At 52.1% G+C, this 23,411-nt stretch carries 20 protein-coding genes; 9 read left to right on the top strand and 11 right to left on the bottom strand.

Annotation, left to right across the window (positions count from 1 at the left end):
- The first annotated feature begins 17 nt into the window (after window positions 1–17).
- The 5 genes from hpf (at window position 18) to yrbL (ending at window position 2,938) form a co-directional block, all read left to right on the top strand.
- On the top strand, window positions 18–305 hold the full coding sequence (gene hpf / locus D9597_RS17920) for a ribosome hibernation promoting factor (protein WP_001176602.1): 288 nt from the start codon (window positions 18–20) through the stop codon (window positions 303–305).
- A 117-nt stretch (window positions 306–422) separates the two neighbouring features.
- On the top strand, window positions 423–914 hold the full coding sequence (gene ptsN, locus D9597_RS17915) for a PTS IIA-like nitrogen regulatory protein PtsN (protein ID WP_000183677.1): 492 nt from the start codon (window positions 423–425) through the stop codon (window positions 912–914).
- Between the two features lie 45 nt (window positions 915–959).
- Window positions 960–1,814, top strand: a complete 855-nt coding sequence (gene rapZ / locus D9597_RS17910) for an RNase adapter RapZ (RefSeq protein ID WP_000243741.1) — start codon at window positions 960–962, stop codon at window positions 1,812–1,814.
- Window positions 1,811–2,083 carry a PTS phosphocarrier protein NPr gene (gene npr / locus D9597_RS17905; protein WP_000216792.1) on the top strand — a complete coding sequence of 91 codons (273 nt, stop codon included), beginning with the start codon at window positions 1,811–1,813 and terminating at the stop codon, window positions 2,081–2,083. The genes rapZ and npr overlap by 4 nt, the downstream gene beginning before the upstream one ends.
- Window positions 2,084–2,305: 222 nt before the next feature.
- Window positions 2,306–2,938 (top strand): PhoP regulatory network protein YrbL, encoded by a 633-nt coding sequence (gene yrbL / locus D9597_RS17900; RefSeq protein ID WP_130219195.1) that lies wholly within the window; start codon window positions 2,306–2,308, stop codon window positions 2,936–2,938.
- Here yrbL and mtgA read toward each other — a convergent pair.
- The 4 genes from mtgA to D9597_RS17880 form a co-directional block, all read right to left on the bottom strand.
- Window positions 2,935–3,663, bottom strand: a complete 729-nt coding sequence (gene mtgA, locus D9597_RS17895; RefSeq protein WP_130223768.1) for a monofunctional biosynthetic peptidoglycan transglycosylase — start codon at window positions 3,661–3,663, stop codon at window positions 2,935–2,937. The two genes, yrbL and mtgA, sit on opposite strands and share 4 nt — an antisense overlap.
- A complete protein-coding gene (gene elbB, locus D9597_RS17890; RefSeq protein WP_130223766.1) occupies window positions 3,660–4,313 on the bottom strand; it encodes an isoprenoid biosynthesis glyoxalase ElbB in 654 nt (217 codons plus the stop codon). The genes mtgA and elbB overlap by 4 nt, the downstream gene beginning before the upstream one ends.
- A 229-nt stretch (window positions 4,314–4,542) precedes the next feature.
- Window positions 4,543–6,879, bottom strand: a complete 2,337-nt coding sequence (arcB, locus tag D9597_RS17885) for an aerobic respiration two-component sensor histidine kinase ArcB (RefSeq protein ID WP_130223764.1) — start codon at window positions 6,877–6,879, stop codon at window positions 4,543–4,545.
- 95 nt (window positions 6,880–6,974) lie between these two features.
- On the bottom strand, window positions 6,975–7,904 hold the full coding sequence (locus D9597_RS17880) for a TIGR01212 family radical SAM protein (RefSeq protein ID WP_130223762.1): 930 nt from the start codon (window positions 7,902–7,904) through the stop codon (window positions 6,975–6,977).
- Window positions 7,905–8,578: 674 nt separating this feature from the next.
- Here D9597_RS17880 and gltB point away from each other — a divergent pair.
- From gltB to D9597_RS17865, 3 genes are all read left to right on the top strand, one after another.
- A complete protein-coding gene (gltB, locus tag D9597_RS17875) occupies window positions 8,579–13,039 on the top strand; it encodes a glutamate synthase large subunit (protein WP_130223760.1) in 4,461 nt (1,486 codons plus the stop codon).
- A 12-nt stretch (window positions 13,040–13,051) separates the two neighbouring features.
- Window positions 13,052–14,470: a glutamate synthase subunit GltD gene (gltD, locus tag D9597_RS17870; protein WP_032185200.1), complete on the top strand. Its 1,419-nt coding sequence runs from the start codon at window positions 13,052–13,054 to the stop codon at window positions 14,468–14,470.
- 183 nt (window positions 14,471–14,653) lie between these two features.
- Window positions 14,654–15,583 carry a PDDEXK nuclease domain-containing protein gene (locus D9597_RS17865; RefSeq protein WP_130223758.1) on the top strand — a complete coding sequence of 310 codons (930 nt, stop codon included), beginning with the start codon at window positions 14,654–14,656 and terminating at the stop codon, window positions 15,581–15,583.
- A 59-nt stretch (window positions 15,584–15,642) separates the two neighbouring features.
- Here D9597_RS17865 and nanQ read toward each other — a convergent pair whose 3' ends face one another.
- From nanQ to nanR, 6 genes are all read right to left on the bottom strand, one after another.
- Entirely contained in the window at window positions 15,643–16,107 is a 465-nt protein-coding gene (nanQ, locus tag D9597_RS17860; protein ID WP_000979882.1) for an N-acetylneuraminate anomerase, read from the bottom strand.
- A complete protein-coding gene (gene nanK / locus D9597_RS17855) occupies window positions 16,104–16,979 on the bottom strand; it encodes an N-acetylmannosamine kinase (protein WP_130223756.1) in 876 nt (291 codons plus the stop codon). Before nanK ends, nanQ begins: the two co-directional genes overlap by 4 nt.
- Window positions 16,976–17,665, bottom strand: a complete 690-nt coding sequence (locus D9597_RS17850) for an N-acetylmannosamine-6-phosphate 2-epimerase (protein ID WP_130223754.1) — start codon at window positions 17,663–17,665, stop codon at window positions 16,976–16,978. The genes nanK and D9597_RS17850 overlap by 4 nt, the downstream gene beginning before the upstream one ends.
- Window positions 17,666–17,711: 46 nt before the next feature.
- A complete protein-coding gene (gene nanT / locus D9597_RS17845) occupies window positions 17,712–19,202 on the bottom strand; it encodes a sialic acid transporter NanT (RefSeq protein WP_130223752.1) in 1,491 nt (496 codons plus the stop codon).
- A gap of 108 nt (window positions 19,203–19,310) precedes the next feature.
- On the bottom strand, window positions 19,311–20,204 hold the full coding sequence (gene nanA / locus D9597_RS17840; RefSeq protein ID WP_130219177.1) for an N-acetylneuraminate lyase: 894 nt from the start codon (window positions 20,202–20,204) through the stop codon (window positions 19,311–19,313).
- Between the two features lie 121 nt (window positions 20,205–20,325).
- Window positions 20,326–21,117 (bottom strand): transcriptional regulator NanR, encoded by a 792-nt coding sequence (gene nanR / locus D9597_RS17835; RefSeq protein ID WP_130204540.1) that lies wholly within the window; start codon window positions 21,115–21,117, stop codon window positions 20,326–20,328.
- 380 nt (window positions 21,118–21,497) lie between these two features.
- On the opposite strand from nanR, the gene dcuC reads away from it, so the two are divergent.
- A complete protein-coding gene (gene dcuC / locus D9597_RS17830; RefSeq protein ID WP_130223750.1) occupies window positions 21,498–22,865 on the top strand; it encodes an anaerobic C4-dicarboxylate transporter DcuC in 1,368 nt (455 codons plus the stop codon).
- Window positions 22,866–22,908: 43 nt separating this feature from the next.
- On the opposite strand, the gene sspB is transcribed toward dcuC, so the two are convergent.
- On the bottom strand, window positions 22,909–23,406 hold the full coding sequence (gene sspB / locus D9597_RS17825; RefSeq protein WP_064529500.1) for a ClpXP protease specificity-enhancing factor: 498 nt from the start codon (window positions 23,404–23,406) through the stop codon (window positions 22,909–22,911).
- Window positions 23,407–23,411 lie beyond the last annotated feature (5 nt).

Below are 23,411 nucleotides of genomic sequence, written 5' to 3'. Positions count from 1 at the left end.
CCGATAAGGAAGACACTATGCAGCTCAACATTACCGGAAATAACGTCGAGATCACCGAGGCCCTGCGCGAATTTGTCACCTCAAAGTTTGCCAAACTTGAGCAATATTTTGACCGAATCAACCAGGTTTATGTTGTTCTGAAAGTGGAGAAAGTCACCCACACCTCAGATGCAACACTGCATGTTAACGGTGGCGAAATTCATGCCAGCGCGGAAGGTCAGGACATGTACGCCGCCATTGATGGCTTAATTGATAAGTTGGCACGTCAGCTAACCAAGCATAAAGATAAATTGAAACAACACTAATTGTCCGGGCAATTAGCAAGTGCATGGCGGCCTGTTGTATGGCACAACAGGCCATTTGTACGGTTAATGCTCCGAATCTGCCCCACTGTTTGAGTGGGCAGATTCTTAGGTGAAATTATGACAAATAATGATACAACTCTACAGCTTAGCAGTGTTCTTAACAGGGAATGTACGCGAAGCCGCGTCCACTGTCAGAGCAAAAAACGCGCCCTGGAAATCATCAGCGAACTGGCGGCAAAACAACTTAGCCTGCCGCCGCAGGTGGTTTTTGAAGCTATTCTGACGCGGGAAAAAATGGGCAGTACCGGTATTGGTAATGGCATTGCCATTCCGCACGGCAAACTGGAAGAAGATACCCTACGCGCGGTTGGCGTTTTCGTTCAGCTAGAAACACCCATTGCTTTTGATGCCATCGATAACCAGCCGGTAGACTTACTTTTTGCCCTGTTGGTACCCGCAGACCAAACCAAAACGCACCTGCACACTCTTTCGCTGGTCGCGAAACGTCTGGCGGACAAAACTATCTGCCGCCGTTTACGTGCAGCCCAGAGCGATGAAGAGCTGTATCAAATCATTACGGATACCGAAGGTACTCCGGATGAAACGTAGTTATTCTGTAATGTCTCTTTTAGACGTTGTGAGGAGAAACAGTACATGGTACTGATGATCGTCAGCGGACGTTCAGGGTCAGGCAAATCTGTCGCCCTGCGGGCGCTGGAAGATATGGGTTTTTACTGCGTGGATAACCTTCCCGTAGTGCTGTTACCCGATCTGGCTCGGACTCTGGCCGATCGCGAGATTTCTGCCGCCGTCAGCATTGATGTCCGCAATATGCCAGAGTCGCCAGAAATATTCGAACAGGCGATGAGCAATCTGCCTGATGCTTTCTCACCGCAACTCCTGTTTCTCGATGCCGATCGTAACACGCTGATTCGTCGTTACAGCGATACGCGCCGCCTGCATCCGCTTTCCAGCAAAAACCTGTCGCTGGAAAGTGCTATCGACAAAGAAAGCGATCTGCTGGAACCGCTGCGTTCACGGGCGGATCTGATTGTCGATACGTCTGAAATGTCCGTTCATGAACTGGCAGAAATGCTGCGTACCCGCCTGCTGGGTAAACGCGAGCGTGAACTGACAATGGTCTTTGAATCCTTCGGCTTCAAGCACGGTATTCCTATCGACGCGGATTACGTCTTTGACGTACGTTTCCTGCCGAACCCACACTGGGATCCGAAACTGCGTCCGATGACGGGCCTTGATAAACCTGTCGCCGCATTCCTCGATAGGCACACAGAAGTACACAATTTTATCTACCAGACGCGTAGCTATCTTGAGCTATGGTTACCTATGCTGGAAACCAACAACCGTAGCTACCTGACGGTCGCCATTGGTTGTACTGGCGGGAAACACCGTTCGGTGTATATTGCAGAACAGTTGGCTGACTACTTCCGCTCACGCGGTAAAAACGTCCAGTCACGCCATCGCACGCTGGAAAAACGTAAACCATGACCGTCAAACAAACTGTCGAAATCACTAACAAGCTGGGCATGCATGCCCGGCCTGCTATGAAACTGTTTGAATTAATGCAGGGTTTTGACGCCGAAGTGCTTTTACGTAATGACGAAGGCACCGAGGCTGAAGCCAACAGCGTTATTGCGCTGTTGATGCTGGATTCTGCCAAAGGACGACAGATTGAAGTCGAAGCGACCGGTCCGCAGGAAGTTGAGGCGCTGGCCGCCGTCATCGCCCTCTTTAACTCAGGTTTTGACGAAGATTAATCTTCGTCATTCCGACACTTAATTCCCCCAGACACGCCCCTTCCGCCCTAACGTACGAAAAAAGCACAACCCCCAAATATCCCCATTTCTCGCAAATTGTACATTTCGTGCGCTTTTCTGTAAGTATAAAACCTTAAGAAAACCTTAAAAAAGCTTGTTTAGGTTTTGTTTAAGTTAAGCCCTCATACTGGAGACAGTCAGAAAATACCTCCAGGAGATGGCATGATTCGCTTATCTGAACAAAGTCCCCTGGGCACCGGAAGACATCGAAAATGTTATGCGCATCCGGAAGATGCCCAACGCTGTATTAAAATTGTCTACCACCGTGGCGACGGTGGTGATAAAGAGATCCGCCGTGAGTTAAAGTACTATGCGCATCTTGGTCGTCGTTTGAAAGACTGGAGCGGTATTCCGCGCTATCACGGTACGGTTGAGACTGATTGCGGAACCGGTTATGTCTACGATGTCATTGCCGATTTTGATGGCAAACCGTCTATTACACTGAGCGAATTTGCTAAACAATGCCATTACGAAGAAGATATCGCGCAACTGCGTCAGTTACTAAAACAGTTAAAGCGTTATTTGCAGAATAACCACATCGTGACGATGTCGCTGAAGCCGCAGAATATCCTCTGCCACCGCATCAGTGAGTCAGAAATTATCCCTGTCGTCTGTGACAACATTGGTGAAAGCACGTTGATTCCACTGGCGACCTGGTCGAAGTGGTGTTGTCTGCGTAAGCAAAAGCGGTTGTGGCGACGTTTTATCACTCAACCAGCGTTAGCTGTTGCTCTGCAAAAAGAGGCGCAACCGCGTGACAGCAAAAAGCTCGCCCTCTCCTCGCGCGAAGCCTAATACAGCTGGTGTTGTTGCATAAACGACTCACCGCCTAACTGATGCATTTGCTGCAAAATCCACGCCTGACGGCTACGCACGTAGCCCGAAGGTGCAGTAACTTTGAAACGAAGTGGATTGGGTAATACAGCCGCCAGTAACGCTGCTTCCGAACGGGTAAGTTTGCTGGCGGATTTATGGAAATAACGCTGTGCCGCAGCCTCGACGCCAAACACACCTTCGCCAAATTCGGCGACATTCAGGTAAACCGTCAGGATGCGCTTTTTGCTCCAGACCGTTTCTATCCCCAGTGTTAATCCGGCTTCCAGCCCTTTTCTTACCCAGCTTCGCCCATCCCACAAAAAGAGATTTTTGGCTGTCTGCTGCGAAATTGTTGATGCGCCGCGAATGCGGTTTTCATTGCGCTCGTTGTGCGCCAGGGCTTTCTCAATGGAAGCGACATCAAAACCCCAGTGCTCGGGAAATTTCTGATCTTCTGCGGCAATCACCGCCAGCCCCATCCACGACGAGATTTGATCCATACTGACCCAGTCAGAATGCGCCACGTAACGAAAGTTGCCATGCAGCCAGGCACTTAGCTGACGCTCGGCCATCACCGCAGAGAACGGGACTGGCGCTATACTAAACAGCGCTATACCCCCGCCCCAGAGCACAACGAGGACAATCAGTAACCGCAGAATGAAACGGCGAACGAAACCGAACGCCGTTATGCGGCGTTTGCTCATTCCGCCAGAACCAGTACGCGGGAAACCAGCTTATCAATACCACTTGCTGCTTCCGCAATGTTCTGTGCCAACATATACGCAGGTGTGGTAACAATCTTATTGTCTTCATCAACGACAATATCATCTACCGGACATGGCACATGCTCCGCGCCCATATCTTCCAGCACTTCTGCGGTATCGATATCTGTACCGATAGTCAAACGCAGCGGGAAATTGAAGATTTTCGGCAACATTGCCGGGGCAATGCACATAAAGCCAAGCGGTTTTCCGGCCTGATGCATTGCCTGCGCCAGCGCCTTTAACTCACGATCCACGCTGCATTCACTGCCAAGACTGGCAAAATCACTCAAATTCTTTGCCGCGCCAAATCCACCCGGCACAATTAACGCATCCAGTTCGGCGGCATCAGCCTGTGCCAGAGGGCGGATCTCACCACGCGTAATACGCGCCGCTTCAATCAACACATTGCGCGTTTCCGCCATTGCTTCACCGGTTAAATGGTTGATGACATCAACCTGCTGCTTATCTGGAGCAAAACAAACTGCCTGCGCGCCGCTGCGAGATATCGCTAATAACGTCAATACCGCTTCATGAATTTCAGAACCGTCATAGACGCCGCATCCGCTCAGAACTACGCCAATTTTCTTCATTGTGATCATCCTTTCGCAATTGACTGAAACACATTAATTTTTTTAATAAAAACGCTACGCATCACACATTTAACTGATTCATGTAACAAATCATTTAAGATTTGCTATCTTAACTGCATGCGGCCTGAAAAACAGTGCTGTGCCTTTGTTACTTATCATAAAAAATTACGGCGCAGCCAAGATTTCCCTGGTGTTGGCGCAGTATTCGCGCACCCCGGTCTAGCCGGGGTCATTTTTTAGCGGCTTTTGCCACCCACGCTTTCAGCACTTCTACGTCGTGACGCCACTCTTCTTTCATCTCTTCAATCCATTCACCTACGTTATCTTCCCACGCAGGAAGATCGGGAGACTGAATTTGCTGCCCCAGCTGTTGTAGATGGCGTAACCCCACGGAACCCGCCGCGCCTTTAATTTTATGTCCTTCCTCAACGATGCCTTTTTTGTCCTGTGCCGTCAGGTTCGACTCCAGTACGCTGACATAGCCCGGCATCATCTTCTCAAACACGGCCAACCCGTCGGTAATCAGCTTCGGTCCTACAAGTTCGAGATACTGTTCCAGCATGGGAATATCGAGCAATGCTTCTGATTTACCACTCTCTTCTGTCGTCACCATGCTCTCCTCATCATCCTGGGTATCCCAGAATTTCTTGATCATCGCGGTTAGCGCCGGAACAGAAAGCGGCTTACTCAGCACATCATCCATTCCAGCATTGAGGTACTCTTGTTTGTCTTTCAGCACGTTAGCGGTTAAGGCCACCAGCGGTGGTAAATCTTCACGCGGATAACGCTTCGTCAGTTCGCGAGATATATCCAGCCCGGTCATATCTGGTAACTGAATATCCAGCAATACAAGGTCGTATTCGCCCGGCTTAAACATCTCCAGTGCTGCCTTACCAGACATCGCCACATCAACGCTGTTGCCCAGTTTTTCCAGCACCGAACGGGCAACGATGACGTTCAGCTCAATGTCTTCTACCAACAGCACATTCAGCGCTGGTAAAGGCATATCATCTTCATCAAACGCGTCATCTACTTCTTCCGCCACCGACGGCGCGTGGATCGTCAGGGTAAAGGTCGAGCCTTTACCTTGTTCGCTGGTGACTGTGATATCACCACCCATATTTTTCGCCAGTCGACGAGAAACCGCCAGGCCAATACCCGTACCGGTTGCAGGTTTGCCACCGTGGCTGTCTTTCACCTGGTAATACATGGCGAAAATTTTATCCAGTTCATTCTGTGGAATACCGATGCCGGAGTCTTCCACTTCAAAATGCAGCATGTCGCCTTCGTCATAACGTACGCGAACAGTCACCTGGCCCTTCTGGGTAAATTTCACAGCGTTACTGATTAAGTTCCACAGGATCTGGCGTAAGCGAGTCCCGTCGGTAATCACCTGATGCGGCAACGGCAGTGTTGGTTCAAGAACAAAGCGCAAACCTTTTTGTTGCGCCTGCAGTGCGGAGAGGTTTTCCAGATCGGCCAGGAAGCTGGTGAAATCAACCGGCTGGTTATCGAGCTGAACTTTACGTCGCTCCATCTTATCCATATCAATAATATCGTTGAAGATATTCCCCAAAGTGATGGCGGAAACATGGATAGTTTTGAGATATTTTTCCTGCTCGGCGGTGAGCTCTGTATCCAGCAGAATTCGGCTTAAGCCGACGATACCGTTCAGCGGCGTACGCAACTCATGACTGATGGTGGAGATAAAGGTTGTTTTGTCGCGGCTGGCGCGTTCTAGCGCATCCTGATAACGCTTACGCTCGGTAATGTCGCGGCCGAACCCCATCAAGCCGTGGCGTTTACCCACGCGGTCGTAGTACGGCACTTTACGGATTTCAAAGCAGGCTTTGCGTCCATCCGGATAATCCAGCCACTGCTCATAGGTTAGTGACACATTATGACGGAACACCTTCTCGTCGGTTTCAATGACTTTCGCTGCGGCTTCCGGCGAGTAAACGTCCGCAGGTTTCAAATGCACCAACTGTTTTTCGCTTTTCCCGGTCAGCAGTTCCATCGCACGGTTACAGCCGGAAAACTCTTTATCTTCGTTACGGTAAAAAACCAGATCGGGTGAAGCATCAAGGAAGGAACGTAAGAACGAAGATTGTTGTTCGAGTTGAATTTGCGTCTCTTCGCGCTCTTTGATTTCAATTTTCAGCTGACCGAAGGTTTCCTGCAGTTCTGCTTCTGCTTTTTCACGAACGGCGATTTCCTGATTTAGCTGGGCAATATTATCTTTTAACTGAACGTTGAGGCTTAGATCGCGCTCGCGCATCTCCTCCAGTTTTTGCACCAGCCGTGACAGGCGTTGCCGTGACTCCTCGAGTTGCTCAACGACTACCGAAAGAAAGTAGACCGCCCATGGCGTAATCAACAAACCAAAGAAAATAGAGCGGATAACATCAATGCTTTCGACCTGACCATGCAGCACCATGGTTACCGCCATTTGTACCACAATGGCAAGAACGACGAGGGCCAGCGCCAGCAACATTGAGAAGCGCACCAGACCTAACTTCATCATCAGGTCAACATAGTACTGCGCCAGCAGACGAATTTGCTTCATTAGGGGATTCCTTCACGACAACCTGCCCCAATAATACCCAATTCTGGCAGTTACGTTATAAATTGTGTGAGAAATGCGGAATTCCCCTCAATGGCCTACGCCGTTGGAGGTAGCCACGGACGTCCCAGCGCCGATCCCTGTACGCCATGTTCAGTAAGATAGCGATCCAACTCAACCATCCCCGTCCAGCGATTTTCACACCATAGCGGTGCAAGTAGCGTCGGGCGACGGGCGCTGGCGGAAATGCGGTGGTAGATAACTTCCGGCGGCGTATGGCGAATCATTTCTCCGGCAGTGAGCGTGTAATCTTCCAGTTCAATACCGTTCAAACGCCCCGCTTCCCAGGCTTTCGCCATAATGCTGCCTTTCACAATATGCAGCGGATGCAGCTTTATGCCGTCCACGCCGGTTTCAACCACTCGCTCCAGCGTTTGCAAACATTCAGCCTGCCCTTCGCCAGGCAGCCCGACAATTAAGTGAGAACACACCTTCAGACCGCGCTGACGTGCCAGCTGGGTTTTACGCTGATAACAGGCAAAATCATGGCCGCGATTGATGCGATGCAGCGTTTTGTCGTGTGCGGTTTGCAGCCCCAGCTCCAGCCACACTTCATAGCCCTGGTCTTTATATTCGCAAAGCAGATCCAGCACCGCATCTGGCACGCAGTCCGGGCGCGTACCAACACACAAACCAACGATATTGGCCTGGCTTACCGCCTGTTGATACATAGAACGCAGCACCTGAACTTCCGCAAAGGTGCTGGTATACGCCTGAAAGTAAGCCAGATAGCGTTTCGCGCGGTTAACTAAATTCGCCTGGTGCGCCAGTTGCTCGGCAATGGAACGATGTTGCTGCGCTTCATCGGCAAACGAGGCAACATTACAGAATGTGCAGCCGCCACGCCCGATGGTACCGTCACGGTTAGGGCAGCTAAAACCGCCGTGCAGCGTCAGCTTATGCACCTTTTGCCCATAGCGACGGGTGAGATCACCACCAAACATATTGACTAATTTCTGTAACTGCATAATCTGATAGACCGCGCCTTGAAAAGAGGCCAAAGCCTGCCATTTTTAGCTCAATTCGGCGATGACCTGGATCAATCGTCCCGGCTTGCTTTTATCAACTGCATAATCAATCAAAATTACCGAAATTTCATGCATAATCACATAAATCACTTTTGCTTATCTTGTGTCAGATTTTTTTATCTCCTTATGGATTTTAGGCAAAAACAGTAGCATGAAACGTCATTACCAATTAAGGCAGTATAAAATGCTGGTTTTCTCGTCAGTTCAAGGCAGGATAAGGGTTAACACGCCTTAATGACAGTCAGGAATTGGCTGTTTCTCTAACGACGTCCCTTTTAGCCTTAAATAGAAAATCTATTTTAATTTCAGATAATTAATAAAGAATTTTGCGCTAAAGCACATTTTTGTACCAATAAGCTTGCCATTTGACCTGTATCAGCTTTCCCGATAAGTTGGAAATCCGCTGGAAGCTTTCTGGATGAGCAGCCTGCTCATCATATTTATGCAGTAATTGAGATCCCCTCTTCACCGTATTAACCGATGCGAAAAGGACAACAAGGGGGCGAATGCGAGGCGCGCGTATGACACGCAAACCCCGTCGCCACGCTCTTTCTGTGCCCGTGCGTAGCGGTTCGGAAGTGGGGTTCCCGCAGAGCCTGGGGAGGTTCACTGATATGTTGTACGATAAATCCCTTGAGAAGGATAACTGTGGTTTCGGCCTGATCGCCCACATAGAAGGCGAACCTAGCCACAAGGTAGTGCGTACTGCAATACACGCACTGGCCCGAATGCAGCACCGTGGTGCGATTCTCGCCGATGGTAAAACCGGTGACGGTTGCGGCCTGCTATTACAAAAACCGGATCGCTTTTTTCGCATCGTTGCGCAGGAGCGCGGCTGGCGTTTAGCAAAAAACTACGCCGTCGGGATGCTCTTCCTGAATAAAGATCCTGAACTCGCCGCTGCCGCACGCCGCATCGTTGAAGAAGAGCTGCAACGCGAAACCTTGTCGATTGTGGGCTGGCGTGATGTCCCCACTAACGAAGGCGTGCTGGGTGAAATCGCCCTCTCTTCTCTGCCACGCATTGAGCAAATTTTCGTTAACGCTCCGGCTGGCTGGCGTCCGCGTGATATGGAGCGCCGTCTGTTTATCGCCCGCCGCCGCATTGAAAAGCGTCTCGAAGCCGACAAAGACTTCTACGTCTGTAGCCTGTCGAATCTGGTGAACATCTATAAAGGTCTGTGTATGCCGGCAGATCTGCCGCGCTTTTATCTGGATCTTGCGGACCTGCGTCTGGAATCTGCCATTTGCCTGTTCCACCAGCGCTTCTCCACTAACACCGTACCGCGCTGGCCGCTGGCGCAGCCGTTCCGCTATCTGGCGCATAACGGCGAGATCAACACCATTACCGGTAACCGCCAATGGGCGCGCGCCCGTACCTATAAATTCCAGACGCCACTGATCCCTGACCTGCACGACGCCGCGCCGTTCGTCAACGAAACCGGCTCCGACTCCAGCTCAATGGATAACATGCTGGAACTGTTGCTGGCTGGCGGGATGGATATCATCCGCGCCATGCGCCTGTTAGTACCACCCGCCTGGCAGAACAACCCGGATATGGACCCGGAACTGCGTGCCTTCTTTGACTTTAACTCCATGCATATGGAGCCGTGGGATGGCCCGGCGGGCATCGTGATGTCTGACGGTCGTTTTGCCGCCTGTAACCTTGACCGTAACGGTCTGCGTCCGGCGCGCTATGTCATCACCAAAGATAAGCTCATCACCTGCGCCTCTGAAGTCGGTATCTGGGATTATCAGCCTGACGAAGTGGTCGAAAAAGGCCGCGTCGGGCCAGGCGAACTGATGGTAATCGACACTCGCAGTGGGCGCATTCTGCACTCGGCAGAAACCGATGACGATCTGAAAAGCCGCCATCCCTATAAAGAGTGGATGGAGAAAAACGTCCGCCGTCTGGTACCGTTTGAAGATCTGCCCGATGAAGAAGTAGGTAGCCGCGAACTGGACGACGACACGCTTGCCAGCTACCAGAAACAGTTTAACTACAGCGCGGAAGAGCTGGACTCTGTAATCCGTGTGCTGGGCGAAAACGGCCAGGAGGCGGTCGGTTCGATGGGCGACGACACTCCATTCGCCGTGCTCTCCAGTCAGCCGCGCATTATTTACGACTATTTCCGTCAGCAGTTTGCGCAGGTAACTAACCCACCAATCGACCCGCTGCGTGAAGCGCACGTTATGTCGCTCGCCACCAGTATCGGTCGTGAAATGAACGTCTTCTGCGAAGCAGAAGGCCAGGCGCACCGTTTAAGCTTTAAATCGCCGATTCTGCTCTACTCCGATTTCAAACAGCTCACGACGATGAAAGAGAAACACTACCGCGCAGATACGCTGGATATCACCTTTGACGTCACCAAAACCACGCTCGAAGCGACGGTCAAAGAGCTGTGCGACAAAGCCGAAAAAATGGTACGTAGCGGCACCGTATTGCTGGTGCTTTCCGACCGGAATATCGGCAAAGATCGCCTGCCGGTTCCGGCCCCGATGGCGGTTGGCGCGATCCAGACCCGTCTGGTCGATCAAAGTCTGCGTTGCGATGCCAACATCATCGTCGAAACCGCCAGCGCCCGCGATCCGCACCATTTCGCCGTGTTGCTGGGCTTCGGCGCGACGGCTATTTATCCATACCTTGCCTATGAAACGCTGGGCCGCCTGGTAGACACTCAGGCGATTGCTAAAAATTATCGTACCGTGATGCTGAACTACCGTAACGGCATCAACAAAGGCTTGTACAAAATCATGTCCAAAATGGGCATCTCCACCATCGCCTCTTATCGCTGCTCGAAACTGTTTGAAGCGGTCGGCCTGCACGATGATGTAGTGGGCCTGTGCTTCCAGGGCGCGGTCAGCCGCATTGGTGGGGCAAGCTTTGAAGACTTCCAGCAGGATCTGCTGAATCTGTCGAAACGTGCCTGGCTGGCGCGTAAGCCCATCAGCCAGGGCGGCCTACTGAAATATGTGCACGGCGGCGAATACCACGCCTACAACCCGGACGTGGTGCGCACGCTGCAACAGGCGGTCCAGAGTGGCGAGTACAGCGACTATCAGGAATACGCGAAGCTGGTTAATGAGCGTCCGGCAACAACGCTGCGCGATCTGCTGGCAATTACGCCGGGTGATGAAGCGATCAACATTGCTGATGTTGAACCGGCAAGCGAACTGTTTAAACGCTTCGATACCGCTGCAATGTCTATTGGCGCATTAAGCCCGGAAGCGCACGAAGCGCTGGCAGAAGCGATGAACAGCATCGGTGGTAACTCGAACTCCGGTGAAGGTGGTGAAGACCCTGCCCGCTATGGCACCAACAAAGTGTCGCGCATCAAGCAGGTGGCTTCCGGTCGATTCGGTGTTACTCCGGCGTACCTGGTCAATGCCGACGTCATTCAGATTAAAGTCGCCCAGGGCGCGAAGCCGGGTGAAGGCGGTCAGTTGCCGGGCGATAAAGTCACGCCTTACATCGCCAAACTGCGCTATTCGGTGCCGGGCGTGACACTGATCTCCCCGCCGCCGCACCACGATATCTACTCTATCGAGGACCTGGCGCAGCTGATTTTCGACCTCAAGCAGGTCAACCCGAAAGCGATGATCTCCGTAAAACTTGTGTCCGAACCGGGCGTCGGTACCATCGCGACTGGCGTGGCGAAAGCTTATGCCGATTTAATCACCATCGCAGGCTATGACGGCGGTACGGGGGCAAGCCCGCTGTCGTCGGTGAAATATGCAGGCTGCCCGTGGGAACTCGGTCTGGTGGAAACCCAGCAGGCGCTGGTTGCTAACGGTCTACGTCATAAAATTCGGTTGCAGGTTGATGGCGGCCTGAAAACGGGTGTCGATATCATTAAAGCAGCAATTCTCGGCGCAGAAAGCTTCGGCTTCGGCACTGGCCCAATGGTCGCACTCGGCTGTAAATATCTGCGTATTTGCCACCTGAACAACTGCGCCACGGGTGTAGCAACTCAGGATGACAAACTGCGTAAGAATCACTATCACGGCCTGCCGTTCAAGGTGACGAATTACTTTGAGTTTATCGCCCGTGAAACCCGCGAGCTGATGGCACTGTTGGGCGTAACGCGTCTGGTGGATCTGATTGGCCGTACCGACCTGCTGAAAGAGCTGGACGGTTTCACCGCCAAACAGCAGAAGCTGGCGCTGTCGAAGTTGCTGGAGACTGCCGAGCCTAAGGCTGGTAAGGCGCTCTACTGCACCGAAAACAACCCGCCGTTTGATAACGGCCTGCTGAATGCGCAGTTGCTGCAACAGGCGAAACCGTTTGTCGATGAACGCCAGAGCAAAACCTTCTGGTTCGATATTCGCAACACCGACCGTTCTGTCGGCGCGTCGCTTTCAGGCTATATCGCCCAAACGCACGGCGATCAGGGGCTGGCAGCCGATCCTATCAAAGCGTACTTCAACGGCACCGCAGGCCAGAGCTTCGGTGTGTGGAACGCGGGCGGCGTGGAACTGTACCTGACCGGTGATGCCAACGACTATGTTGGTAAAGGCATGGCGGGCGGCTTAATCGCCATTCGTCCTCCGGTTGGCTCAGCCTTCCGCAGCCATGAAGCAAGCATTATCGGCAACACCTGCCTGTATGGCGCGACCGGTGGTCGTCTGTATGCCGCAGGCCGCGCGGGTGAACGTTTCGGCGTGCGTAACTCCGGTGCTATCACCGTGGTAGAAGGTATTGGCGACAACGGCTGTGAATATATGACGGGTGGTATCGTCTGTATTCTGGGTAAAACCGGCGTTAACTTCGGCGCGGGCATGACCGGCGGCTTCGCTTACGTTCTCGATGAAAGCGGCGATTTCCGCAAACGCGTTAACCCGGAACTGGTCGAGGTCTTAAGCGTTGACGATCTGGCGATCCATGAAGAGCATCTGCGTGGTCTTATCACCGAGCATGTGCAGCATACCGGTTCTCAGCGCGGTGAAGAGATTCTGGCGAACTGGTCAACCTTCGCCACTAAATTTGCGCTAGTTAAACCGAAGTCCAGTGATGTAAAAGCACTGCTGGGTCACCGTAGTCGTAGCGCAGCAGAGTTGCGCGTGCAGGCGCAGTAAGGGGTAGCAACAATGAGTCAGAATGTTTATCAATTTATCGACCTGCAGCGCGTTGATCCGCCAAAGAAACCGCTGAAGATCCGCAAAATTGAGTTTGTTGAAATTTACGAGCCGTTTTCCGAAGGCCAGGCCAAAGCGCAGGCTGACCGCTGCCTGTCGTGCGGCAACCCATACTGCGAGTGGAAATGCCCGGTACACAACTACATCCCGAACTGGCTGAAGCTCGCCAACGAGGGACGTATTTTTGAAGCGGCAGAACTGTCGCATCAGACCAATACCCTGCCGGAAGTTTGCGGACGTGTCTGCCCGCAAGACCGTCTGTGCGAAGGTTCCTGTACTCTGAACGATGAGTTTGGTGCAGTGACCATCGGCAACATTGAGCGTTATATCAATGATAAAGCGTTCGAAATGGGCTGGCGTCCGGATATGTCCGGCGTGAAACAGACCGGTAAAAAAGTGGCGATTATCGGCGCAGGCCCGGCCGGTCTGGCGTGTGCGGATGTCCTGACGCGCAACGGCGTAAAAGCGGTCGTCTTCGACCGTCACCCGGAAATTGGCGGCTTGCTGACCTTCGGTATTCCGGCCTTCAAGCTGGAAAAAGAGGTAATGACGCGCCGCCGTGAAATCTTCACCGGCATGGGTATTGAATTCAAACTCAATACCGAAGTAGGCCGCGACGTACAGCTGGACGATCTGCTGAGTGATTACGATGCGGTGTTCCTTGGCGTCGGGACTTATCAGTCAATGCGCGGCGGACTGGAAAACGAAGACGCCGATGGCGTGTACGCGGCGCTGCCGTTCCTCATCGCCAACACCAAACAGTTAATGGGCTTTGGTGAAACCCGCGAAGAACCGTTTGTCAGCATGGAAGGTAAACGCGTGGTGGTACTTGGCGGTGGCGACACTGCGATGGATTGCGTGCGCACGTCTGTACGCCAGGGTGCGAAGCACGTTACCTGTGCCTATCGTCGTGATGAAGAGAACATGCCGGGTTCCCGCCGCGAAGTGAAAAACGCGCGGGAAGAAGGCGTAGAGTTCAAATTTAACGTCCAGCCACTAGGTATAGAAGTGAACGGTAACGGCAAAGTCAGCGGCGTAAAAATGGTGCGTACCGAAATGGGTGAACCGGATGCCAAAGGTCGTCGCCGCGCGGAGATCGTTGCAGGTTCCGAACATATTGTTCCGGCGGATGCGGTGATCATGGCGTTTGGTTTCCGCCCACACAGCATGGAATGGCTGGCAAAACACAGCGTCGAGCTGGATTCGCAGGGGCGCATTATCGCCCCGGAAAGCAACGACAACGCCTTCCAGACCAGCAACCCGAAAATCTTTGCTGGCGGCGATATCGTCCGTGGTTCCGATCTGGTGGTGACCGCTATTGCCGAAGGTCGTAAGGCGGCGGACGGCATTATGAACTGGCTGGAAGTTTAAACTCTGTCACAGCGCCGCCTCCTCAGAAAAGAGTCGGCGCTGAAATTCTCCTTTCTTTCTGGAAAACGCCTCGCATAATCTGAAGAAAACCAATGTAATACGCTCATCTGGATTGTTACCGGCAGATGCCCGGCGTATAGCTGATTCCATTATTCAACACAGCTCCATATAAAGGGAAAGATAATGGAATCGCTCTCATTTCAAACCACCGCAGGCTACCAGCAAATCCACGACGGCATTATTCACCTGGTCGATAGTGCCCGGACGGAAACGGTACGTAGTGTTAACGCGTTAATGACCGCGACGTATTGGGAAATTGGCCGACGGATAGTCGAATTTGAACAAGGTGGTGAGGCTCGGGCCGCGTATGGTACGCAGCTAATCAAGCGGCTATCAAAGGATTTAAGTCTAAGGTATAAGCGTGGGTTCTCTGCAAAAAACTTACGCCAAATGAGGCTTTTTTACCTTTTTTATCAACATATTGAAATTCGGCAGACGCTGTCTGCCAAATCTTTCCCCCTGCCCTGGTCCACCTACGTCCGTTTACTTTCCGTTAAAAACGCTGACGCCCGCAGCTTTTATGAAAAAGAGACGCTCCGCTGTGGCTGGTCTGTTCGCCAGCTAGAGCGGCAAATTGCGACCCAGTTTTATGAGCGGACACTACTGTCACATGACAAATCAGCCATGCTGCAACAACACGCTCCTGCCGAGACGCATATTCTTCCGCAACAGGCGATACGCGATCCTTTTGTGCTCGAATTTCTGGAGTTGAAAGATGAATACTCAGAATCCGATTTTGAGGAGGCGCTGATCAACCACCTGATGGATTTCATGCTGGAACTTGGGGATGATTTTGCCTTTGTTGGTCGACAGCGAAGGTTACGCATTGATGACAACTGGTTTCGGGTCGATCTGTTGTTTTTCCACCGCCGTTTACGCTGCCTGCTAATCGTCGATCTAAAAGTGGGCAAATTTAGCTATAGCGATGCCGGACAAATGAATATGTATCTCAACTACGCCAAAGAGCACTGGACGCTACCTGATGAGAAACGACTCGCGGATGAACTCGTTCGAACACAGGCGGTGTTAGAGGAAGGCTATAGACGCCGTTAATTTCAGCGGTTTCGAATTCTGCAGACGGTGTCTGCAGAATCTTTAAAACGAACTAAGTTTTAAGCCATTAAATCAGCCTTAACCTTCACCACAACCTTTTTAATCTCTCCAGGCTCGCCGACAACGCATCCTGGTTTATGCGGTTCACCTGGCATAAACACGGCGAACATTCCCGGTTTTAAGATGATGGCTTGCTCGTTATCAATGGTGCTGCAAAGCTGATAATCATCCTCATGGTGGAACTCTTCACACTGACGCGCAGTGCCTGCCATGCCAAACAGAATCCGTTCCTCACCGTTTAATAACAGCTGGATATCAATGTATTGCTCGTGCAATTCCGCTTTTTTCTCAACGGGCGATTGAGTGTTAAACGTCATGACATTCATAAAGATATTGTCGCCCTGTAATTCGTAACGACCCGGTGCTTTTTCTTGTGGTCTGGCAGCTAATGCCAGCGTTAACGCGTCCTGTAACGCAGGATGTAATCCGGCAGACGGTAATGACTGTACTTCACCCATCATCATAATTTTTCTCCCTGGGCCAACAGCGCAGCCCCAAGTAAACCTGCATCATGGCGGTAGTGCGCCGCCAGTAAATCAACATGAAATGCCGCTGGCTCCTGCGCCAGATACGTTTCCACCAGCGCCAGATACCCTTCTGCCAGACCAACGCTGCCACCGACCACTACGCACTGGCAATCAGTTGTGGCTTTAATATCGGCGATCAGCCTTGCCAGCACGCGGGCGGAGCGGTGAATCAGTTGCTGCGCCTGCTCGTCGCCCTGCCCGGCGCGCATGAAAATGGTTTTCGCATCCGCGCCAGCCAACTCCCCCTGCGCTGCCGCTGCAATGCCGCGACCAGAAGCAATCGCCTCCACGCAACCTGTGCGTCCACAGCCACAGACGGGACCATGCGGATCGGCAAGTGTATGCCCGATATGCCCCGCCAGACCACCAGGGCCGGTAAGCAGTTTGCCGCCGCTCACTACACCGCCGCCGACGCCAGTGGAAACGGTGATAAACACCATCTCGGTTATATCGCCTTCCAGCGCCTGATACTCCGCCCACGCAGCGGCCTGCGCATCGTTAATGGCAATGGTCGGCAAATCGGTAAGTTGTTCCAGTGTTTTGACTAACGGAAAGTGTAGCAATCCACCGAGATTATGCGGATTTAGCGCCAGCAGGCTGCCATCGCGGATTATCCCGGTTGAAGCGATGGCAACTTGTTGCGCATGAGCGTGTAACGGGGAGACTAATGCGGATAAGGCATCACGCAGCGCCTGCGGAGTCTGGCTGGCAGGTGTCGGTAGTTCACGGCGATCGCGGATCTGCCCATCAGCGCCAATCAGCGCAGCGGCAAGTTTTGTACCGCCAATATCAATCGCCAGTGTGGTCATAGCACCGCCTTTTTCATCGCTGTGTTGTACCACTGGCAAATGTGCTCAAGACGCGTAATGGCAGAACCAACTGTTACCGCCCACGCGCCGTGGCGCATTGCGTCTGCCGCCTGCGCTGGCGAGTTGTAACGCCCTTCGGCAATCACCCGACATCCGGCGTCGCTCAATGTTTTCACCAGCGCCAGATCCGGCTCTTCTGGCGTTTCAGGCATGGTATAGCCAGAAAGCGTAGTACCAATAATTTCGGCTCCCAGCTTTTGGCATGCCAGGCCGTCTTCCGGCGTTGAGCAGTCGGTCATCGCCAGTAAACCATGATGATGGATACGTGCCAGCAGCGTTTCAACAGGCACCGGACGCGGTCGGTCGGTGCCGTCAATGGCGATAATGTCCGCGCCCGCCTGCGCCAGCGCATCAACATCTTCAATATAGGCCGTGATGCGTACCGGAGAATCCTCCAGATCGCGTTTCACAATCCCAATAATCGGCACGCTCACCACCGCACGCGTGGCTTGCAGATTTGCCACACCTTCGATGCGAATGGCAACCGCACCCGCCTGCTCTGCCGCTAATGCCATGGCAGCGACGATTTCCGGTTTATCAAGTGGGCTGTCAGGCACCGGCTGGCAGGAGACAATCAGGCCACCGTTGGCGGCGATTTTTTGATCCAGTTGTGCAAGTAACGACATACTTCTTCCCTTAGCAAAAGGCCCGGCACATGACCGGGCAACAGGATTAACTTTTGGTTTTGACTAAATCGTTTTTGGCGCTGCCAAACGGCACGGCACCGCTAAATGGTTTGCCGTCGATAGCGTCATGAGTACGCAATGCTTCCGGGCGCAGCCAACGCTGAACACGAGAAGGCATATCCAGCCCAATCAGCAGGATCACCACGAACGTCAGACTGAACGAAAGCGATCCCAGTGCCGTGCCCAGATCCAGACGTTGAGCAATCAGCGCACCAATGATCGGCGCCAGTGCGCCGCCAAGTGCACCAACGTTGTAGGTAAAACCCAGGCCCGCCGCACGCTGATCGGTATCGAAATAACCACCAATCAGTTTCGGTAAGATCCCGGAGATCCCCTGACCGAGCATCTGCTGGAAGAACAGCAACAGACCAAGTACCCAGACGTTTGCACCGCCAATCGCAAATACCGGAATAATCAGCAATTGCGAGGCTAACAGGCTACAAACGTAGGCTTTGCGCGTTCCCAGCCAGTCACCGAGGAAGCCGCCGACACAGCAACCCACCGCCGCCCCAAAGCCGCTAAAGAACAGCACATTGGCGACAGTATGCGGGTCATAAGCAAGATCGGTTTTCAGATACGTTGGCAGCAGTGCCTGAATCGGCCACGAGTAGAGGAAAGCAAATAACACAACCACCATCAGCATTACGCCCGTTGGCCAGCGTTTGCCCGTACTCTGTACCATAAAGCTGATAAAGATTGCGGCGCATAACAGCCCGAGAACAGCGACGATTGCGGCATTTTGCAGGTTACCGGCGAAGCAGAACCACAGCGCAGTAGCCGCCGCCAGCGTCATCACGATATTGGCGATGCGATGTTCACCACGGTAGAGAATATCCACCATCGTGCGCACCGGTGCTTTGCCCCCGTGTTTCTCTTTCCAGTCTTCCGCTTCCGGGATGTTTTTCCGCAGCCAGAGAGCAAAGATGATCGGCAAAATGCCGATAAAGAACAGCGCACGCCAGCCCCAGACCGGAACCACCAGGCTGTAGACCTGAGCGGCAACGACGGCCCCCACAGAGAAGCCTGAAATCAGAAAACCACTGGCTTTGTTACGCAGCTGTTTTGGCCAGCTTTCAATGACATAGGTGGCGCTGGAACCGTATTCACCCGCCATCCCCATGCCTATCACCAGACGAGCAATAAACATAGTGATGTAGCCAGGCGCAAAGCCGCAGGCCAGCGTCCCAACCGAGAAGAGAACGATACTGGTGACCATTGCCAGACGACGCCCGTAGCGGTCGCCCATAGCGCCAAGCATCAGGCCGCCGAACCAACGAGAGATGAAGGCTGCGGAAATCAGACTTGCCGCCTGTACCGTTGTCAGCCCGAATTCACCTTGTACTTCAGTGAGTACCAGGGCAATTAAAACGAAATCAAAACCATCAAGCAGATATCCCAACCAGGCAGCGGAAAATGCGCGCCATTGCGCACGATTGAGATGGCGATACCACGGGATATTCTGGGTTGTAGTACTCATTGTGAGTCTCCCGCGGTGGGCAATGCCCACACGCTTTGGTATGAAAATTGTAGGGTACAGATGCGCTTAGTTCCCCTCACCCGGTAGGGGCGAGCGAGGGGAAAAAACTCACCCGCGCTCTTGCATCAACTGCTGAGCAAGCGCCTTCAGTTCTGGCAGATATTTTTCATCTACCGGACCAAACGGTTTACGGCACAGCGGAACAGACACCACATCCATATAGTGCAGGACGGTTTTCAGGCCGCGGAATACGCCGGTTTTAATGAGCAAATCAATGACTTTGTTGCACTCAGTTTGCAGCTTCTGCGCGGTCTGGATATCGCCTTCTTTCAGCGCCTTCACGATACCCTGATAACGCCAACCCATGATGTTGTAAGTACTGCCGATACCGCCGTCTGCGCCCGCCAGCAGGCCGGAAGCGAAGATTTCGTCGTAACCGTTATAGAGCACCAGATCCGGGTGTTCGCGACGGATCTGTTCCATCTGATAGAGATCGCCAGAGGTCTGTTTCAGCGCACCTACGCCAGGTAACGTAACCAGTGTATTGATCTGATCCAGAGTCAGTTTTACCCCGCTCAGTGCCGGAATGTTGTACACCACCATCGGCAAACCATCCGCCGAGTCAATGATTGACCGATAGTGATCGCAGTGTTCTTCAAAGCTGAAAGGATAGTAGAACGGCGTAACGGCGGAGACGGCATCGAAGCCATAACGTTTGGCTGAAGCCGCAAGCTGTTGGCTTTCAGCAGTACTGACGCAACCTACGTGAGCGATTAATTTAATCTTACCTTTCGCCTCTTCGGCGACGATTTCCATTACCTGTTCACGCTCGGAAAGGCTCTGCACAAAGGCTTCGCCTGTCGAACCACCCACGTACAAACCGTCGATGCCCTGCTGAATATTGAACTGAACCAGGCGGCGCAGACTCGCTTTATCCAGTGCTTGTTGTTGATCAAAAGGAGTCAGGAGTGCGGCCATCACGCCACGTAAATTCGTTGCCATAAATACCTCTGAAGTGATGCTGTCTGTTGAAACGATATACCTTTATACCTGTTATACCAGATCAAATAAGCAACACATCATACAGAACGCTTATAATGCGATCTGCTTCACTAAAGTGGCATTATTTCTTTTTGTGAGTGGTTTGGCCGAAGGCGTGCCAGGTGGCAGAAACGCTGTTGAGATGTGATTGCAACGCGCGATCGGCTTCGTCGGGATCGTGGCGGCGGATCGCGTCAACGATCGCAATATGTTGTTGATAGCTGACGTTATTATGCTCATGCAATGCCTGATCGGCGACCGTTGGGCGCGCGGCGATCAACCAGTCGAGCAAGGCAACGTGGATTGCCTTAAAGATCGGATTACCCGGGATCTCCGCCAGTACGCGGTGGAAATCAACGTCTGAACGAATGAACGCGGCATTGTTATCCAGCGACTGACTGTTGATTTCCAGGGCTTTTGCCAGCAAATCGATTTGTTCATCGGTGGCATGTTCAGCCGCATAGCGCACCAGGCTGGACTCAAAGAACAGACGTAACTGTTCGAAATGGGCTATCCCTCCTGGATGAGAAAGGAAATCTTTCGCCATACCGGACAACTCGCCGATGATGGTGTCCGCAGAAGGACGCGAGACGCGAGCGCGCTCACCGTTATTTATTTGCACCAGACCTTTACGCTTTAACGCCGCCAGTGCTTCACGCACCGAAGGACGCCCGACGTTAAAGAACGCCATGAGTTCGCGCTCAGACGGCAACTGCTCCCCTTCGCCAAACTCGCGGCGGCGGATCATCTGCTCCAGCTCTTCTTCCACCATTTCGGAGAGTTTTTTACGCGCCAGCGGACGGCTACGCAAGTTGCGACCAATTGCAGGTGAAGAATCTTCGTTTTGCGAATCAAATGCGTTCATAAGGCCCATTCTTTAAGGTCAGTGTGATTAACATCATCAATGACATCCTATCACAGGAATGAAAGCAGGGTGAAACGAAGGGTTTTACTCTTCGTACACCATCATTATCGTAATTAATTTAATAATTAACTTTTGCGAAAAATAAATATAACGTAGATAAAAACATCCCAGCTAAATTATTTACAAGAATATTCATAGACATTATGAATATTATGAACGTGTTCTTGCGAAATAATCATAAATATATATTTTATAATGAAAAACTCTCTTTATTACGATTAAAAAATTCGACACCAACACCATAAATAACCTTGTAAAAAATATAACATCATTGTTTTCAATCTGCCGTTAATGGGATTGACCATATTCTTTTGACACGGAGTTGAACAATGTTCGGCATAATTATTTCTGTCATCGTGTTAATAACGATGGGCTATTTGATCCTTAAAAATTACAAACCACAGGTGGTGCTGGCCGCAGCGGGTATCTTCCTGATGATGTGTGGTGTCTGGTTAGGGTTTGGGGGTGTACTCGACCCCGCCAAAAGCAGCGGCTATCTGATTGTTGATATTTATAATGAAATCCTGCGCATGCTGTCCAACCGCATTGCCGGGTTGGGGCTGTCGATTATGGCGGTGGGCGGTTATGCCCGTTACATGGAGCGCATAGGAGCCAGTCGGGCGATGGTGAGCTTGTTAAGCCGCCCGTTAAAGCTCATTCGCTCACCGTATCTCATACTGTCGGCAACTTACGTCATCGGTCAAATCATGGCGCAGTTTATTACCAGCGCCTCCGGTCTGGGTATGTTGCTGATGGTCACGTTATTTCCGACGCTGGTGAGTCTGGGAGTAAGTCGCCTCTCTGCGGTGGCGGTTATAGCGACCACCATGTCTATTGAATGGGGAATTCTGGAAACGAACTCCATTTTTGCCGCCCAGGTAGCGGGAATGAAAATCGCCACTTACTTCTTCCACTATCAGCTACCGGTCGCCTCTTGTGTCATTCTCTCAGTGGCAATCTCCCACTTTTTCGTGCAACGCGCTTTTGACAAAAAAGATAAAAATATCAATCACGAACAGGCGGAGCAAAAGGATCTCAACAATGTCCCACCGCTCTATTACGCCATTTTACCGGTGATGCCGTTAATCCTGATGCTCGGCTCGCTGTTCCTCGCCCACGTCGGGCTGATGCAGTCAGAACTGCATCTGGTGGTGGTGATGTTACTGAGTTTGACGGTGACGATGTTTGTTGAGTTCTTCCGCAAGCATAACTTGCGCGAAACAATGGACGATGTGCAGGCGTTTTTTGACGGCATGGGTACGCAGTTTGCCAACGTGGTAACGCTGGTGGTCGCGGGTGAAATATTTGCGAAAGGCTTAACGACGATTGGCACCGTTGATGCGGTTATCAAAGGCGCCGAGCATTCTGGCCTTGGTGGCATTGGCGTGATGATTATTATGGCGCTGGTAATTGCCATTTGTGCCATTGTGATGGGCTCCGGCAATGCGCCATTTATGTCATTTGCCAGCCTTATTCCGAATATCGCAGCTGGACTGCACGTACCCGCGGTAGTGATGATTATGCCGATGCACTTTGCCACAACGCTGGCGCGTGCGGTTTCGCCGATTACTGCGGTAGTGGTAGTAACTTCAGGAATAGCAGGCGTTTCGCCCTTTGAAGTGGTGAAGCGGACTGCGATCCCAATGGCAGTCGGATTCGTGGTGAATATGATCGCCACAATTACGCTATTTTATTAAGCCCTTAAAACGACAAAACAGGCCTCCTGGGCCTGTTTTTGTTTTACTTCACAACGCGTAATGCCGGGCGACCACCACGTGGCGGTTGCGGCGGTTCATCATCAGGATGATTATCATCATCGCGATCTGGCTTATCGCCATCAATGACCGACATAACGGTTTCATTATCTGCCGATACATCTTCATCATTCATGATGCTGGCATCTTCGTCGTAGGCAGCTTCAGGCTCGAACATTGTGCCTGCGCCATTTTCACGGGCGTAGATAGCCAGCACAGCAGCCAGCGGTACTGAAACTTGCCGCGGGATACCGCCAAAGCGCGCGTTAAAGCGCACTTCATCATTCGCCAGTTCCAGGTTGCCGACCGCACGCGGAGCAATGTTGAGTACGATTTGCCCGTCACGTGCATATTCCATAGGAACCTGCACGCCAGGGAGCGTCACATCCACCACCAGGTGCGGCGTGAGCTGGTTATCCAGCAACCACTCATAGAATGCACGCAGCAGATAGGGACGACGTGGTGTTAGCTGTGACAAATCCATACAGA

The organism is Escherichia sp. E13S3 (genome assembly GCF_004212325.1).
Lineage (GTDB): Bacteria > Pseudomonadota > Gammaproteobacteria > Enterobacterales > Enterobacteriaceae > Escherichia.
The sequence above is the reverse complement of the archived record's forward strand: the minus strand, read 5'-3'. Positions and strand labels throughout refer to the sequence as shown.